Raw genomic sequence first — 14,941 nt, 5'->3', positions numbered from 1 at the left:
CTGTCGGTAGATTCTGATTTCATCAATAGCTCATCTGCTGATGTGGCTGCATAAACACTCAGGAAGGAAAATAATGAAAGTCTATTACGATAAAGATGCGGATCTGTCCCTCATCAAGAAAAAGAAAATTGCCATTATCGGTTATGGTTCACAAGGACATGCGCACGCTAACAATCTGAATGATTCGGGAGTCGAGGTTGTCATTGGTCTGCGTAAGGATGGAGCATCGTGGGATAAAGCAAAAAAGGCTGGTTTGACTGTGAAGGAAGTTAGTGAGGCGGTCAAGGATGCCGATGTTGTCATGCTGTTGTTACCGGATGAGCAGATGGCATCGATCTATCAGACTGAAGTTGAGCCGGCACTGAAGAAAAACGCCACACTGGCTTTTGCACATGGTTTCAACATTCATTACGGACAGATCATCCCTCGTGAAGATTTGGATATCATCATGATTGCGCCTAAGGGGCCTGGCCATCTGGTGCGTTCCACTTATACTCAAGGAGGAGGGGTCCCATCTCTCATCGCTGTTCATCAGGATAAGTCTGGTAAGGCGCGTGATCTGGCACTTTCTTATGCTGCCGCAAATGGTGGTACTCGTGGCGGTGTCATTGAAACTACTTTCAAGGAAGAAACGGAAACCGATTTGTTTGGTGAGCAGGTGGTGTTGTGCGGTGGATTAACATCACTGATTCAGGCAGGATTTGAAACCCTGGTAGAAGCCGGTTACGCACCGGAAATGGCCTATTTTGAATGCCTGCATGAAGTCAAGCTGATAGTAGATCTGATCTATGAAGGCGGTATCGCCAACATGCGTTATTCCGTATCAAATAATGCAGAATACGGTGATGTATCCAGAGGCCCTCGTATTATTACTGAAGCAACCCGCAATGAAATGCGCAAGATTCTGCGCGAAATTCAGACGGGTGAATATGCTCGTGAATTTATTCTGGAGCACCGTGCTGGTGCACCTGTACTTAAATCGAGTCGCCGTCTTGCTTCCGAACATTCGATTGAAACAGTCGGCTCCAGATTGCGTGACATGATGCCGTGGATAAAGAAAAACAAACTGGTTGATCAAGCGAAGAACTGAGTATATGCCGACTTCTTACTACCCACATCCGATTATTGCGCGCGAAGGTTGGCCTTTCATCGCTGGAGCATTTGCCATTGCATTATTAGTACAATTTTTTGCGGGTTGGCTATGGGCACTGCCATTGTGGCTGATTGCCCTGTTCATTTTACAGTTCTTTCGTGATCCCCCGCGGGTTATACCCGCACTTGCCGGAGCAGTGCTGGCCCCGGCGGATGGAAGAATTGTTGCGGTGGATAAAGTTCAAGATCCTTATCTTTCGCGTGAAGCACTGAAAATCAGTGTTTTCATGAATGTTTTTAATGTGCATTCAAATCGCAGTCCGGTAGATGGTGAAATACGTGATCAATGGTATTTTCCCGGAAAATTTCTGAATGCAAGTTTACCTAAGGCCTCTTTGGAAAATGAGCGTAATGCCTTGTGGATTAGAACCAAAGAGGGGCGGGATGTAACTTGCGTGCAGATAGCTGGCCTGATTGCAAAACGAATTGTTTGTCATGTACACCCCGGAGGGCATCTTGCTCGTGGACAGCGTTTTGGCTTTATTCGCTTTGGTTCGCGTGTTGATGTTTATCTTCCATTAGGAACGAAAGTCAATGTTGGAATTGGCGATAAGGTTCAAGCTACCCAAACAGTACTGGCTGAATTTCACTGATTATTTCCGACTGATATCCATATCTATTTATGCAGGAATCTGATTCGGAACAACTGCCTGTTGCAAACATCCGGTGGAGAAGGCGGGGTATTTACCTGTTGCCTAATCTCTTCACAACGGCAGCGTTGTTTTCCGGTTTTTATGCGATTGTGCAGGCAATGAATGGCCATTATGAACATTCTGCTATAGCTGTATTTGTGGCCATGGTGTTTGATGGACTAGATGGTCGGGTGGCACGCCTGACGCATACACAAAGTGAATTTGGTGCGGAGTACGATAGTTTGTCTGATATGGTTTCGTTTGGTGCTGCTCCTGCATTGATTGTGTATGAATGGGCTCTGAAAGACATGGGAAAGCTGGGCTGGATTGCTGCTTTTATCTATTGTGCCTGTGCAGCGTTGCGTCTCGCCCGGTTTAATGTATCAATCGAAATTGTAGATAAGAAATTCTTTCAGGGATTACCAAGCCCGGCCGCTGCTGCATTGATTGCCGGTATGATGTGGGTAGCACTGGGCTTTCAGGTCGCTGCAGATGATATCAAATGGTTAGCTTGGGCCATGACTCTATTTGCAGGATTGACCATGGTAACCAATATTCCTTACTACAGTGGTAAAGAAATTAATCTGCACAGAAAAGTTTCATTTTTCGTAGTATTGCTGCTTCTCCTGTTCTTCTTCGTCTTGATTCCAAGTCATCCGCCGCTTGTATTGTTTGGATTGTTCCTGACTTATGCATTATCTGGATATGGCATGAAGCTCTGGCGGCTATACAAAAACAGGAGACGCAGCGAATTACGTAAGGATACCTAAGTAGCCGGCCTTGTTTTAGATATGATCGACATTTGTACAATCTACCATCCAGATCAGTCTTTTCTGTGTGCGAATGAAGCAGCTTAGCCAACTTGAGAGTTGGTAAATTATGTGTGTAAGTTCCCGGATTATTCTCGTGTTCCTGACTGTTGTTTTTCTGCTAAAGCTAATATATTTTTGATTCTTGCATCAACCTTCACTACTCTTTTCTTATTGTTCAAAATAATCTGGTAGCAACGTTCGAGAGCTTGTTTTCAAGCCTGGTTCAGATAAATTAACTGGATTCCAGTGTTTTTAATATGAGCTATTCTTCTTCTGAAAATTTATACATATGGTTATTAGACAATAAGATGCTGAATTGTTGAGATAATTGATGTAATAACGTCTTCATTACTTATTCTCCTTGCAAAAAATTTCTAAAATTCGATTTCTGTTTTTTTCTTATTTATATAATATAATACAGGAACGAGAATGCTTATCAATAATGTATAAATAAGGAATTTTTGAATGAAGTTTATAGTTTGGCCGGGTGGTGTATACATTGCGGTTACTATTCTTGTAATCTCAAGCGGGATACAAACAGTATGGGCACAGTCATCAACAGGCCAGTCGGCCAGCGATAATTCAGCAATACTGCCCGCCATTAACATTTCCACAGATTCGATCAAGCCGACTGATGGGTATGTGACCAAAGAAAGTTTTAGTGCAACCAGAACAGATACTCCTCTACGAGATGTTCCTCAGTCTGTTACTGTGATCACGCAGGATATGATTCGTGATCAATCCATACAAAGCATTACCGAGGCTATACGGTATGTTCCGGGAATTGTTCCGTCTCAGGGAGAAGGTCACCGGGATGCCGTGATCATCCGTGGCAACAGTACCACCGGGGATTTCTTTATTGATGGGTTGCGTGATGATGTTCAATATTATCGTGATCTTTACAATATTGACCGTGTTGAAGTCTTGAAAGGCTCCAATGGAATGATATTTGGCCGTGGCGGGGCAGGAGGTGTCATCAATCGCGTCACCAAGGAAGCTGACTGGCACCCGGTCAGGGCGGCTACCGCAGAATTTGGTTCTTACAACCACAAGCGTTTCACTGCAGATATAGGTCAGCCGATCAATGAGATTGCTGCAGCTCGGCTCAATGGCGTATTTGAGCATTCAGACAGCTTTCGCGATAACGTTGATCTGAAGCGCTGGGGGATAAATCCAACGGTTACTTTGTTACCAACCGATAAGACCAAGATCGTCCTGAGCGGAGAATATTTTTATGACCGCCGGGTTGTTGATCGCGGTATTCCCTCATTCGGAACTATGGCCAATGTTGTCAATTCCGGCCGACCGGCAAATATCGATCGATCCACTTTTTTTGGCAATCCGGATGACAGTAACTCACATCTCGATGCCTGGTCACTCAATTCGCTGATTGAACATACCTTTGACAACAATATCAAGCTACGCAATCGTACTCGTTATGCCGATTACGATAAATTTTATCAGAACGTATATGCTGGTAGTCAAGCAACAGCTGAAGATGCAGCAGGTACGGTAAAACTGTCTGCCTATAACAACGCCACCCGGCGGGAAAATCTGTTTACCCAGACGGATTTATTGTTCAAGCTGAATACGTGGGGAGTAGGTCATGAATTCATGACAGGCGTGGAGTACGGTCGTCAGGTGACAGATAATTTTCGCAATACTGGTTATTTCAACAATACCAGTACGAGTCTAACCGTATCTTTTCTTAATCCAACAGTATTTACGCCTGCTGCCTTCAGACAAAGTGCTACTGATGCAGATAATCACGGTATAGTCGAGGCAGTAGGGGTGTATGCACAAGATCAAATTACCATTATCCCCCAAGTTAAAGCAGTGCTGGGAATACGCTACGATAATTTTGATACGACTGTCCGTAATAATCGCAATGGGGATAAGGTTCATTCCAATGATGGGCTGATCTCGCCACGAGTGGGACTGATCTTCAAGCCGATAGAGCCACTTTCCATTTATGGTAACTACAGCCTGGCGTATGTGCCGCGGGCTGGTGATCAGCTAAGTTCACTGTCATTGACCAATGAAGCATTAAGGCCTGAAAAGTTTATGAATTTGGAGCTTGGTGCAAAATGGGATATTCGCCCAGATCTAGCGCTAACCGCGGCCCTGTATCAGCTTGAGCGCAGTAACGTTATTACAGCAGACCCGAATGACCTCTCTAGAACGATACTGGTTGATGGTCAACGTACGCGTGGAGCGGAGGTCGGGTTGATGGGAAGAATCACTCCACATTGGAGTGTGATGGGGGGGTATGGTTATACTGATGCCGAAATCACCAAGGATATTACAGGTGCAGATAAAGGGGCAACTGTGGCACAAGTTCCAAAGCACACGGTAGCCGTATGGAACCGGTATGATTTTACCTCGTATCTTGGCCTGGGATTGGGAGTGATTCACCGCGGTAGCATTTATGCAGCAGTTGATAATACGGTGCTGTTACCCAGCTATACGCGGCTGGATGCGGCGGTATTTGTGCAACCCCACAAAAATGTTCGTATTCAGGCGAATGTCGAAAATTTGGCCAATATCGAATACGCTACCTCCGCACATAACAATAACAACATTATGCCGGGCGCTCCACGTATTTTTCGTTTAACGGCAATGGTCAATTTTTAGGTTGTGCTGATGACTAGAATTCTGACTGGCGCTTGATCAGAATCAGCTACTGACAGGTGTACGCTCGCAGCGCGTGGGTGTACGTCTGTCAAGCGGAACAGCAACTAAAGCTGTACCGGTTTTTTTGAGAGTTTACGCTGCAGAGTTCTACGGTGCATATTTAACGCCTTGGCTGTGACAGAGATATTATTGTCATTCTCCATAAGAATGCGATGTATATATTCCCATTCCAGCCGTTCGACTGAAAGTGGGTGAGGACTGATAGGTGTATCGACATTCCCGGTAGTACGCTCGAATGCCGTCATGATGTCGTTTGCATCGACTGGCTTTGCCAGGTAATGCGTAGCACCTAACTTGATGGCTTCAACTGCAGTCGCGATACTGGCATAGCCGGTTAGGACGATGATACGGGTTCCAGGGTCTAATTCCCTGATTTTTTCAACAAGCGATAAACCGGATTCGTTACTCAATTTGAGGTCGATGATGGCATATTCCGGCATGAGTGATTCCGCCTGTTCGATCGCAGTTTTAATATTATGTGTACAAGTGGTGTCAAACCCGCGCTTGGTCATCGCCCTTGCCAGTACATCACAAAAAACTTCATCATCATCTACGATTAACAGACTTGGGTGATCCATGGAATCATTCACAGGGCACTCTCCTTTCACAGTGAAGTACTGCTTGTTCTGTACGAAATCGGGATGGTGACATGAGTACATGCCCCTCCTTCGAGTCGATTAAATAAACGTACATTCCCGCCAAAGCGTTCAATATTAGTGTTGGCGAGAAATAATCCGATCCCAAAACCTTGTCCTGGTCCCTTGCTGGTAAAAAAAGGCTCCCCTGCATGTTCGACAGCTTCTGTGTTTAACCCTGTCCCATCGTCGAGTATTTCGAGGTGAAACTGCTTTTCATCCCAACGGCTGGTGATGGTTACCAGCCTGGTTGAGGCATCCGCTGCGTTATTCAACAAGTTCAGGATGGATTGGCTCAACAGGCGAGTATTCATGATAATCGGTGCTGGCTTTGTGCCTCCACATTGATGGGCGAATTTGACAGATGGGCGGATCAGCTGCCATTTATCAATTACCTGTTGTAGAAAAAGATCGACAGATTGCCCGTTGCCTTCTTCTACTCTGGCTGGTCCGGCATCTGCCAGCAGATGAGTCAGTGTTTGTTTGCAATGAGAGATCTGGTCGCGCAGGATACGAATATTGTTCTGAAATTCAGTGTTTTCTAGGGATTCCTGCTGCAATTCGCCCGCAATAATAGCCATGGTTGATAAAGGAGTGCTTAACTCATGTGCTGCTCCGGCGGCAAGGGTGCCTAGCGCAATAATCTGCTCATTTTGTAGTGCCCGCTCACGCGACCTGGATAACTCTTTGTCACGGTCACGAATAGAGGCATTCATTCTGACGACAAATGAGGTAATGAGTAAGGTACTCAATACAAATGTCAGCCACATTCCTGAGACGTGTAAATTGAATTCAAACATATGCCGACTGTGATCATCGAGATGATCGTGTGGGAAAGGAATATACTTAAAGAGAAGGAAGGTATAGCAAGAAATTGTGATTGCTGCCATGCCCCAGGTATAGTGCCATGGCAGTACAGTCGCAGCGATGGTAAGCGGAAGCAGATAGAGTGAGATAAAAGGATTGGTTGATCCACCACTGAAATACAACAGTGCAGTCAATCCGGCAACATCAATCAACAACTGAGTGAAAAATTCGGGATGAGTTACCGGCCAAGGATAACGCAGACGAACCCAGGTGAAGAAATTCAGAATTGCAAGTATGGAAATAGTCAGAATAATTGCTATCCATGGCAGCTCAAGTTCGATAAGACTGTGGACAGCCCCAAAAACAATGATTTGGAAAACAATGGCAATAATCCTGAGCTGGAATAAACGCTGCAGATTTTTGCCGGAAGGAGACTGGTTCAGAATACTGAAAATACCCATGACCTGTTGGTTTGCTCTGTTAAGTCTGCTGGTTTGCTATGCAGGGTCTGTTAAATAGCAGGTTGTCAGTTTTAGCCGGGTAGATTAAAGCATATTTTTGCAGTGTTAAACTTGATTGATACTGCTCAACCATCTTCATTTGAAATGAAGTGGCTGAGCAGTTCAGAAAATTCCGGATGGAATTAGGATTTTCTTTTCAGCATTACTCAAATGGCTGAGGATGCGGAGTATCATTGTTGGAAGGTGGCAGAATTGGCATCTTAAAGTCGGGCTGGTTGCCAGTCAACGTTTTCAGGAAGGCAACAATCTTGGAGATTTCATCCTTGTTGAATTCGCGATTCAACTGAATGCTTCCCATGGTTTCTACAGCCTGTTCAAGCGTTGCTGCTTCTCCATCGTGGAAGTAGGGGTAGGTCAGCTCGACATTTCGTAAGACTGGTACCTTAAATACGTTGCGATCCTCTTCCTTGCCTGTTACCCCCATCCGTCCTGTGGCGGGGTTTTTTGTCTCGTAGGGTTTAAAAACTCCCATTTTCTGGTAGGAGGTTCCTCCTACTGCCGGTCCATTGTGGCACTGAATACACCCGCTGCTCTTGAACAGGTTGTAACCTTCCAGTTCGTTCTGACTTAATGCGTTTTTGTCGCCTTCCAACCATTTGTCAAATTTTGAGTCCGGTGTTACCAGTGTTTCTTCAAATTGGGCAATCGCGGTTGTGATGCGATCAATTGTCACTTCATCGGATCCAAAGGCTTTTTTAAAGTGTTCGCGGTACTGTGGCATTGAGGCGATAACTTTTTCTGCCATCTCATGGGTAAAGGCCATTTCCTTCGGGTTGGCAATCGGGCCTGCAGCTTGTTCTTTCAAATCTTTAGCTCTGCCATCCCAGAATTGTGCCAGATTCATACCGGAATTCAGTACAGTTGGCGCATTAATTGGACCTTGCTGCCATTTGTGGCCAATTGAGGTTTTAATATTGTCGGTGCCACCCATGCTCAGGTTGTGGCAGGAATTGCAGGAAATGAATCCCGATTTGGAAAGCCTGGGATCAAAAAAAAGCATTTCCCCCAGCTCGGCTACTTCGGCATTTTCGGGGGTGACTGCTTTAATCGGCTGGATTGGTTCGTTGGCAGCCATTGCGCCAACAGATCCAAATATTGCTCCCAGACTTAACGATAACAGCGAAGCAGTCAATGTACGCTTGATCATTGTATTCTCCTTAAGGTTTGAAAATAGTAACGGCTAACGTGGCGCAGCCGCTTGCGCCTTGAATTTCTCGTTGCCGGACCGGAGTCAGGGTTCCAAGACATTGAATCAGCCCTGTCGGGCATCAGAAGATTTCTCCTCAAGTTCTTTAACTGGTTCTAGCGGCTCCCTGTAGGCTTGATCATTGCCCAGGCAGGTTTCATGATCCAGCAATCGTGAAAGTTCTGTCAGCGCCAGACGATAAACCTGTCGCTTGAATTCAACCACAGATTCCAGCTCAACCCAATACTGGTTCCAGCGCCAGGCATCAAATTCGGGATGCGCACAAGTTTTAAGCGATACATCACAATCTCTTCCCAACATGCGCAGTAGAAACCATATTTGTTTCTGACCACGATAGTTCTTACGCCAGTCGCGGCGAGTCCAGCAGGCAGGTACATCGTAACGTAACCATTCTCGGGTCCGTCCCAAAATTTCCACATGCACAGGTTGCAAGCCTGTTTCTTCAGCCAGTTCCCGGTACATTGCCTGCGTTGGTGTTTCGCCTGATTTAATTCCGCCTTGCGGAAATTGCCATGAATTCTGTCGGGTACGTTTTCCCCAGAACACCTGGCTTTTTGAGTTCAGGAGGATAATACCGACATTTGCTCTATATCCATTACGGTCGATCATACGATTTATCTGTCAATTTAACTTGATTTACAGTGAATTTCCGATAATTTTTCCATATTTTGAGTGTAATTCACAGCCGCTGTTCTCAGCAGGAGCATCATCATAATCTTTACAGCATGCTAAATTTGACTTGCGATGCTGTGGTCAATTCCCGTTAAAGCGTACCGGATCAAAACAGTTTCAAGGTAAAATTATCTTATTACCTACTATGATAAATGGAACCTCATCATGCGTGTTTCCCAATTCTTCCTTTCGACGCTCAAAGAAGCTCCTACTGAAGCCGAACTGGCCAGTCATCGCTTGATGTTGCGGGCCGGGCTGATTAAGCGTCTGGGCAGCGGATTGTATACCTGGATGCCGCTTGGCCTGAGAATTCTACACAAGATTGAACACATCATCCGTGAGGAAATGAACAGCAGTGGTGCACTGGAGCTTCTGATGCCTGCTGTTCATCCGGCTGAACTTTGGCAGGAATCAGGTCGTTGGGATGTATTTGGCCCGCAAATGCTGAAAATTCAAGATAGGCATCAGCATGATTTTTGCTTTGGGCCAACACATGAAGAAGTTATTGTCGATATTGCTCGTCGTGAAATTAAAAGCTATCGGCAACTGCCTATTAATTTTTATCAGATTCAGACCAAGTTTCGTGATGAAATTCGCCCACGTTTTGGTGTGATGCGCGCCAGGGAATTTATCATGAAGGATGCATATTCCTTTCATGTTGACCTGGTCAGTCTGGAACAAACCTACCAGCTTATGCACGAAACATACAGCAGGATTTTTACCCGGATCGGATTGAAATTCCGTGCAGTGGCTGCTGATACCGGGGCCATAGGAGGCAGTGGATCGCATGAATTTCATGTCCTGGCTGATTCGGGTGAGGATGCTATTGCATTTTGCCCTGATTCCGATTATGCCGCCAATATTGAACTTGCTGAAGCAGTACCACATGGAATTCTTCGCAAGGATCCAGCGGGCGTAATGAAAAAAATTGCTACTCCTAATCGTAAATCCTGTTCAGATGTTGCTGAATTTCTGAGCGTTCCAATTGAGCAGACTCTTAAAACACTGGCAGTGATAGCAGATGGCCGATTTTATCTTCTGTTACTGCGAGGTGATCATCAGCTCAACGAAACAAAAACCAGAAAAATACCATTTCTGCGTAACTTCGAATTTGCTGATGAAAGCAGAATTATTGCCGAAACAGGTTGCTTTCCAGGATATCTCGGTCCGATCGGTGTGAAAACTGAAATTATCGCTGATCAGGCAGTTCTGGAAATGAGCAATTTCGTCTGCGGGGCAAATGAAGAAGGCTATCACCTGACTCAAGTTAATTTTGAATGTGATCTGCCATTGCCGACCCAGGTATTCGATATCCGCAATGTGGTTACAGGTGATCCTTCACCTGACGGAAAAGGAATGCTCGAAATTTGCCGTGGTATTGAGGTTGGTCATATTTTCCAGTTGCGCACCAAATATTCTGAAAAAATGAAAGCAACCTATCTGGATGAATCTGGCCAGACTCAAATTCTGGAAATGGGTTGTTATGGTATCGGTGTTTCACGCATCGTTGCTGCGGCTATTGAGCAAAACTGTGATGAGCGCGGCATCATATTTCCAGTAGCAATTGCTCCATTTCAGTTGTCGATTATCCCGATTGGTTATCATAAAAACCTTCAGATCCAGGCTGAAGTGGAAAAACTGTATCGAGCATGTCGTGCAGCAGGCATCGAAGTATTGCTGGATGACCGGGAGGAGCGACCAGGTGTTATGTTTGCAGATCAGGAGCTGATTGGGATCCCGCACCGTATTGTTATTGGTGAGCGAAATTTTCGGGATGGGATGGTGGAATACCAGGGGCGGCTGGATAAAACATCCCGTTTGCTCTCTCTACAGGAGGTCATCCCTGTTATCAGGGAAATATGTGGCAGCTGATAAGTTTTCTATCATTTTTAATTGCAAGTACGGCTATGGCTGGATCTCAGGCTTATGAATCCTTGTCGGTCAGCACCCTGGACAGTATTGCAGCGTACCGTTAGTGACAGGGCTGTACCTGTGTTTGTTACGCTTTCCGATCTCGAGGCACGAAATTGGCTGGACAGCATGACGGAGCGCCTGGAGAAACGGATCTCTGAAATTGAAGAGCGGAAGGCATTTCTGATGACCGTTCACTATGAAGCTACTCGCGCTGGTCTTGATCCTGAGTTAGTGCTTAGCATTATCCAGGTTGAGAGTAACTTCAGAAAATATGCGGTATCTTCTGCCGGAGCGCGCGGATATATGCAGGTCATGCCGTTCTGGATAGATCTGATAGGCAGTAAGGAACACAACTTATTTCATCTGCGTGTCAACCTGCGTTATGGCTGCACAATCTTGCGCCATTACCTCGATTTGGAGAAAGGTGATTATTTCAGAGCGCTGGGGAGATATAACGGTAGTTTGGGCAAGGCTGATTACCCTAATCTCGTGTTTAATGCCTGGCATCGTCATTGGACTTATTCTACAGTTTTACAATAACCAGAATTTATCTTGCCTTCTTAGCGGGCATCAATGAAGGTTTCAATTTCGGCACGAGTAATCAGTCCGATTTTACGTGCTGCAGGCTTTCCATCAGGATCAAACAGATACGTGCTCGGCAACATCGAGATGTCATCTCCGATCTGGGCCGCCGCTGCCTTGTCACCCAGTATAATTGGGTAGGAAATTGCCATTTTCTTTACGAATTGCATAACGTCTTTAGTATTGTCGTATTCCATAGCGATTCCGATGATTACGACATCGCTTCTTTCCTGTGACAGCCTCGACAGATCCGGAATTTCTTTCAGGCAAGGTGGGCACCATGTTGCCCAAAAATTAACCAGCACCCACTTCCCTTTATAACCCGATAAAGTGTGAGTTTTACCTGCGCTATCCTCGAAATGGAAGCCGTATGCTCCAGCTCCTTTGACAGGCAGGCATAAAATCAAGACGAGCAGAGTTACAATTCCCCATTGTTGTTTCATCATATATCCCGATATGGCTGGCCAAGACAACGCGTCTCATAAGATCTATTGAGTTTTTGTAAAATTCCGGTGCAGCAATTGTATCTGTACCGGAATTAGAATTTCCCTTGATTATTTTTATGAAATCAACTTTATGGTAGATAATTTTTAATTATTTTCGGATCTAAACCTGTGGGTGTGTGCGCTCCAGGCTAGAGTGCAGTTTATTACAGGCATTCAGGTAGGCTTTGGCAGAAGCTGCAATGATATCTGTATCTGCTCCATGGCCATTGACGATTCGTCCGGCTTTTTGCAATCGAACAGTTACTTCACCCAGAGCATCTGTTCCGCTGGTGATGTTATTTACAGAAAACAATTGCAATTCTGCCTTGCTGTTCAATATTTTTTCAATAGCACGAAACGTTGCATCTACCGGGCCGCTGCCTTCTGATTCAGCCTGTTGCTCGTTATTTCCTGTAGCGATAACGACTTGTGCAAAAGGTATTTCTCCGGTTTCACTGTGTGCAACCAGTGAGAGTAAACGGTAATGCTCTTCGGGTATCTGTGCTTCATCCGAAACAAGCGCGTGCAGATCTTCATCAAAAATCTCGTGTTTCTTGTCCGCAAGATCCTTGAAGCGGATAAACATGGCATTCAGTTTCTCTTCCGATTCCAGTTCGATTCCCAGTTCTTTCAAGCGACTGCGAAATGCATTACGACCAGAATGCTTGCCCAACAATAATTTGTTCGCTCCCCAGCCAACATCTTCTGCGCGCATGATTTCATAGGTCTCGCGATGTTTGAGTACACCATCCTGATGAATGCCTGATTCATGGGCAAAAGCATTAGCACCGACAATCGCTTTGTTGGGTTGCACCGGAAATCCGGTAATTCCCGAAACCAGCTTGCTGGCAGATACAATCTGGGTTGTATCAATGCGTGTGTCGCATGGAAAATAATCCTGTCGTGTACGCACGGCCATCACTACTTCTTCAAGGGCAGCATTGCCGGCGCGTTCACCCAGGCCATTGATGGTACATTCAATCTGGCGCGCGCCATTCATGACTGCAGACAGCGAGTTGGCTACCGCCAGGCCGAGATCATTATGACAATGAACGGAGAAAACAGCTTTATCAGAATTCGGAATTCGTTCACGTAACGTGCGGATCAGGCCGCCAAACTGATCCGGCATGGTGTATCCCACTGTGTCTGGAATATTCAACGTCCGGGCACCCGCATCAATCACTGCTTCCAGAATCCGGCAAAGAAAATCTATCTCGGATCGTCCGGCGTCTTCAGGAGAAAATTCAACATTATCCGTATACTGGCGAGCCCACTTTACTGCCTTGATCGCCTGTTCGACGACCTGATCAGGCGACATGCGCAGTTTGTTCTTCATATGAATTGGTGAGGTGGCGATGAAGGTGTGGATGCGCATATTCTGATTTGCCTGCAGGGCTTCACCGGCACGATTGATATCAGCTTCTATTGCACGGGAAAGGCCACACACCGTGCTGTTGCTTACGGCCTCTGCCACTGCCTTGACAGCCTCAAAATCACCTTTTGATGCTGCTGGAAAGCCTGCTTCGATTACATCCACACCCATGCGCTCCAACTGTCTGGCGATGCGCACCTTTTCTTCCATGGTCATGGATGCGCCAGGGCTTTGCTCGCCATCGCGCAACGTTGTATCAAAAATAACCAAACGCTCTTTCATTGTTCTACTCCATATTATTCTGGCTAAAACCGGGCGGTTGGCTGGTATACCAGCCCTTACACTTCAAACAGATGGGGAATAGTTAGAATAATTAGCGCCCAGGGCGCAGCAGTCGTCCGAGCGAACATAACAGAGTCGTCGGGTAAGGAGGATAAAAGGAGAAGGTGATTTTAACGAACTGAATCATGTCGGTAAATATAAAGTGTTTATTTGCGTTTCGCAACAACAGATATTTACCCTTGACTATAGTTGACTAATATAGTCAGGTATTATATAGTTTCAGTTTTGCGCAAGGTCAGTGGTAAGTGGTTCTAATCGCTTCAAAATTACATGCTAAGAGGTTGAAATGAGATTAACGACAAAGGGGCGGTTTGCAGTAACAGCACTTCTGGATATCGCGATACGACATGGGGGCGGGCCGGTTGCATTGGCGGACATTAGTGAGCGACAAAGGATTTCGCTATCTTATCTGGAACAGTTGTTTTCCAAGTTGCGTCAGCGGAAGCTGGTTGACAGCGTGCGCGGACCCGGCGGGGGGTATTGTCTAGCCAAGGGATTGGATGAGGTATCGGTGGCCGACATTATTCTGGCTGTAGATGAGCCCATCGATAGCACGCAATGTGGTGGCAAGGAAAACTGTCTGGGTGACAGTAAATGCATGACCCATGATTTATGGACAAAGCTGAACGAGATCATATTTGATTATCTCGGTAATGTCACCCTGGAACGGCTGGTGGAGGAGCAGAGTCAGCGTGAACTGCAGCGTGAGCAGGCAGTAGTCAAATTATATGACATGCGGGAAGCTGCATTCTGATCATTTGTTTGCGATAGAGTAAATTATGGCGATTACATTAACTGAGCGTGCGGCCAGACAGATTCGGCATCAACTGGACAGGCGAGGCAAAGGGGTTGCGTTACGACTTGGAATCAGGAAATCAGGCTGTTCAGGATTCGCGTACAGTTTTGATTATGCTGACGATGTGCTGGAAGATGATCAATTGTTTGAATCAAATGATGCCAAGGTTATCGTTAAACGCGATCAATTGTCTTTCATTGATGGTTCTGAGATTGATTTTGTCCAGGAAGGTCTGAACAGCTCTTTTAAATTTAGCAATCCAAATATAGACAATACTTGCGGCTGTGGAGAGAGTTTCAGCCTTAAAACTTAGAAATT

General features: G+C 45.7%; 13 protein-coding genes and 1 pseudogene. 8 read left to right on the top strand and 6 right to left on the bottom strand.

What is annotated here, in order from left to right:
• Positions 1 to 73: 73 nt before the first annotated feature.
• From ilvC to BM331_RS03055, 4 genes are all read left to right on the top strand, one after another.
• Positions 74 to 1,090, top strand: coding sequence for a ketol-acid reductoisomerase (ilvC, locus tag BM331_RS03070; protein ID WP_074926969.1), 1,017 nt, complete (start codon positions 74 to 76; stop codon positions 1,088 to 1,090).
• Between the two features lie 4 nt (positions 1,091 to 1,094).
• Positions 1,095 to 1,745, top strand: coding sequence for a phosphatidylserine decarboxylase (locus BM331_RS03065; protein ID WP_074926967.1), 651 nt, complete (start codon positions 1,095 to 1,097; stop codon positions 1,743 to 1,745).
• Positions 1,746 to 1,774: 29 nt separating this feature from the next.
• Positions 1,775 to 2,554 carry a CDP-diacylglycerol--serine O-phosphatidyltransferase gene (pssA, locus tag BM331_RS03060; protein ID WP_074926965.1) on the top strand — a complete coding sequence of 260 codons (780 nt, stop codon included), beginning with the start codon at positions 1,775 to 1,777 and terminating at the stop codon, positions 2,552 to 2,554.
• Positions 2,555 to 3,061: 507 nt separating this feature from the next.
• The gene (locus BM331_RS03055) at positions 3,062 to 5,230 is read left to right on the top strand and encodes a TonB-dependent receptor (protein ID WP_074926963.1); all 2,169 of its coding nucleotides are present in this window, start codon (positions 3,062 to 3,064) and stop codon (positions 5,228 to 5,230) included.
• 104 nt (positions 5,231 to 5,334) lie between these two features.
• On the opposite strand, the gene BM331_RS03050 is transcribed toward BM331_RS03055, so the two are convergent.
• The 4 genes from BM331_RS03050 to BM331_RS03035 form a co-directional block, all read right to left on the bottom strand.
• Positions 5,335 to 5,868: a response regulator transcription factor gene (locus BM331_RS03050; protein ID WP_074927438.1), complete on the bottom strand. Its 534-nt coding sequence runs from the start codon at positions 5,866 to 5,868 to the stop codon at positions 5,335 to 5,337.
• A gap of 26 nt (positions 5,869 to 5,894) precedes the next feature.
• Positions 5,895 to 7,193 (bottom strand): ATP-binding protein, encoded by a 1,299-nt coding sequence (locus BM331_RS03045; protein ID WP_074926961.1) that lies wholly within the window; start codon positions 7,191 to 7,193, stop codon positions 5,895 to 5,897.
• A gap of 202 nt (positions 7,194 to 7,395) precedes the next feature.
• On the bottom strand, positions 7,396 to 8,400 hold the full coding sequence (locus BM331_RS03040; RefSeq protein ID WP_074926959.1) for a cytochrome-c peroxidase: 1,005 nt from the start codon (positions 8,398 to 8,400) through the stop codon (positions 7,396 to 7,398).
• Positions 8,401 to 8,505: 105 nt separating this feature from the next.
• On the bottom strand, positions 8,506 to 9,069 hold the full coding sequence (locus BM331_RS03035; protein WP_074926958.1) for an RNA pyrophosphohydrolase: 564 nt from the start codon (positions 9,067 to 9,069) through the stop codon (positions 8,506 to 8,508).
• A 228-nt stretch (positions 9,070 to 9,297) separates the two neighbouring features.
• Between BM331_RS03035 and BM331_RS03030 the strand changes: the two genes are divergently transcribed.
• The gene (locus BM331_RS03030; RefSeq protein ID WP_074926956.1) at positions 9,298 to 11,004 is read left to right on the top strand and encodes a proline--tRNA ligase; all 1,707 of its coding nucleotides are present in this window, start codon (positions 9,298 to 9,300) and stop codon (positions 11,002 to 11,004) included.
• Positions 10,992 to 11,586, top strand: a pseudogene (locus BM331_RS03025) (lytic transglycosylase domain-containing protein). The gene BM331_RS03030 and the pseudogene BM331_RS03025 overlap by 13 nt, the downstream one beginning before the upstream one ends.
• Before the next feature lie 20 nt (positions 11,587 to 11,606).
• Here BM331_RS03025 and BM331_RS03020 read toward each other — a convergent pair.
• Together BM331_RS03020 and BM331_RS03015 are read right to left on the bottom strand one after the other, a co-directional pair.
• Positions 11,607 to 12,071 carry a TlpA family protein disulfide reductase gene (locus tag BM331_RS03020; RefSeq protein ID WP_074926954.1) on the bottom strand — a complete coding sequence of 155 codons (465 nt, stop codon included), beginning with the start codon at positions 12,069 to 12,071 and terminating at the stop codon, positions 11,607 to 11,609.
• A gap of 163 nt (positions 12,072 to 12,234) precedes the next feature.
• The gene (locus BM331_RS03015; RefSeq protein WP_074926952.1) at positions 12,235 to 13,767 is read right to left on the bottom strand and encodes a 2-isopropylmalate synthase; all 1,533 of its coding nucleotides are present in this window, start codon (positions 13,765 to 13,767) and stop codon (positions 12,235 to 12,237) included.
• 346 nt (positions 13,768 to 14,113) lie between these two features.
• Here BM331_RS03015 and BM331_RS03010 point away from each other — a divergent pair, with 346 nt between their 5' ends.
• Together BM331_RS03010 and BM331_RS03005 are read left to right on the top strand one after the other, a co-directional pair.
• Complete coding sequence (locus tag BM331_RS03010; RefSeq protein WP_011634315.1) at positions 14,114 to 14,581, top strand: Rrf2 family transcriptional regulator; 468 nt, start codon at positions 14,114 to 14,116, stop codon at positions 14,579 to 14,581.
• A gap of 25 nt (positions 14,582 to 14,606) precedes the next feature.
• Positions 14,607 to 14,936 carry a HesB/IscA family protein gene (locus BM331_RS03005; RefSeq protein ID WP_074926950.1) on the top strand — a complete coding sequence of 110 codons (330 nt, stop codon included), beginning with the start codon at positions 14,607 to 14,609 and terminating at the stop codon, positions 14,934 to 14,936.
• Positions 14,937 to 14,941: the final 5 nt, after the last annotated feature.

The organism is Nitrosomonas eutropha, assembly GCF_900116685.1.
Classification (GTDB): Bacteria; Pseudomonadota; Gammaproteobacteria; order Burkholderiales; family Nitrosomonadaceae; genus Nitrosomonas; species Nitrosomonas eutropha_A.
The sequence above is the reverse complement of the archived record's forward strand: the minus strand, read 5'-3'. Positions and strand labels throughout refer to the sequence as shown.

Excerpts from the sequence above, each read along its gene's own strand:
- BM331_RS03030 (WP_074926956.1), top strand. The coding sequence starts at position 9,298 with ATGCGTGTTTCCCAATTCTTCCTTTCGACGCTCAAAGAAGCTCCTACT.
- BM331_RS03065 (WP_074926967.1), top strand. The coding sequence starts at position 1,095 with ATGCCGACTTCTTACTACCCACATCCGATTATTGCGCGCGAAGGTTGG.
- BM331_RS03020 (WP_074926954.1), bottom strand. The coding sequence starts at position 12,071 with ATGAAACAACAATGGGGAATTGTAACTCTGCTCGTCTTGATTTTATGC.
- BM331_RS03045 (WP_074926961.1), bottom strand. The coding sequence starts at position 7,193 with ATGGGTATTTTCAGTATTCTGAACCAGTCTCCTTCCGGCAAAAATCTG.
- ilvC (WP_074926969.1), top strand. The coding sequence starts at position 74 with ATGAAAGTCTATTACGATAAAGATGCGGATCTGTCCCTCATCAAGAAA.
- BM331_RS03015 (WP_074926952.1), bottom strand. The coding sequence starts at position 13,767 with ATGAAAGAGCGTTTGGTTATTTTTGATACAACGTTGCGCGATGGCGAG.
- BM331_RS03005 (WP_074926950.1), top strand. The coding sequence starts at position 14,607 with ATGGCGATTACATTAACTGAGCGTGCGGCCAGACAGATTCGGCATCAA.
- BM331_RS03050 (WP_074927438.1), bottom strand. The coding sequence starts at position 5,868 with ATGGATCACCCAAGTCTGTTAATCGTAGATGATGATGAAGTTTTTTGT.
- BM331_RS03035 (WP_074926958.1), bottom strand. The coding sequence starts at position 9,069 with ATGATCGACCGTAATGGATATAGAGCAAATGTCGGTATTATCCTCCTG.
- pssA (WP_074926965.1), top strand. The coding sequence starts at position 1,775 with ATGCAGGAATCTGATTCGGAACAACTGCCTGTTGCAAACATCCGGTGG.
- BM331_RS03010 (WP_011634315.1), top strand. The coding sequence starts at position 14,114 with ATGAGATTAACGACAAAGGGGCGGTTTGCAGTAACAGCACTTCTGGAT.
- BM331_RS03040 (WP_074926959.1), bottom strand. The coding sequence starts at position 8,400 with ATGATCAAGCGTACATTGACTGCTTCGCTGTTATCGTTAAGTCTGGGA.
- BM331_RS03055 (WP_074926963.1), top strand. The coding sequence starts at position 3,062 with ATGAAGTTTATAGTTTGGCCGGGTGGTGTATACATTGCGGTTACTATT.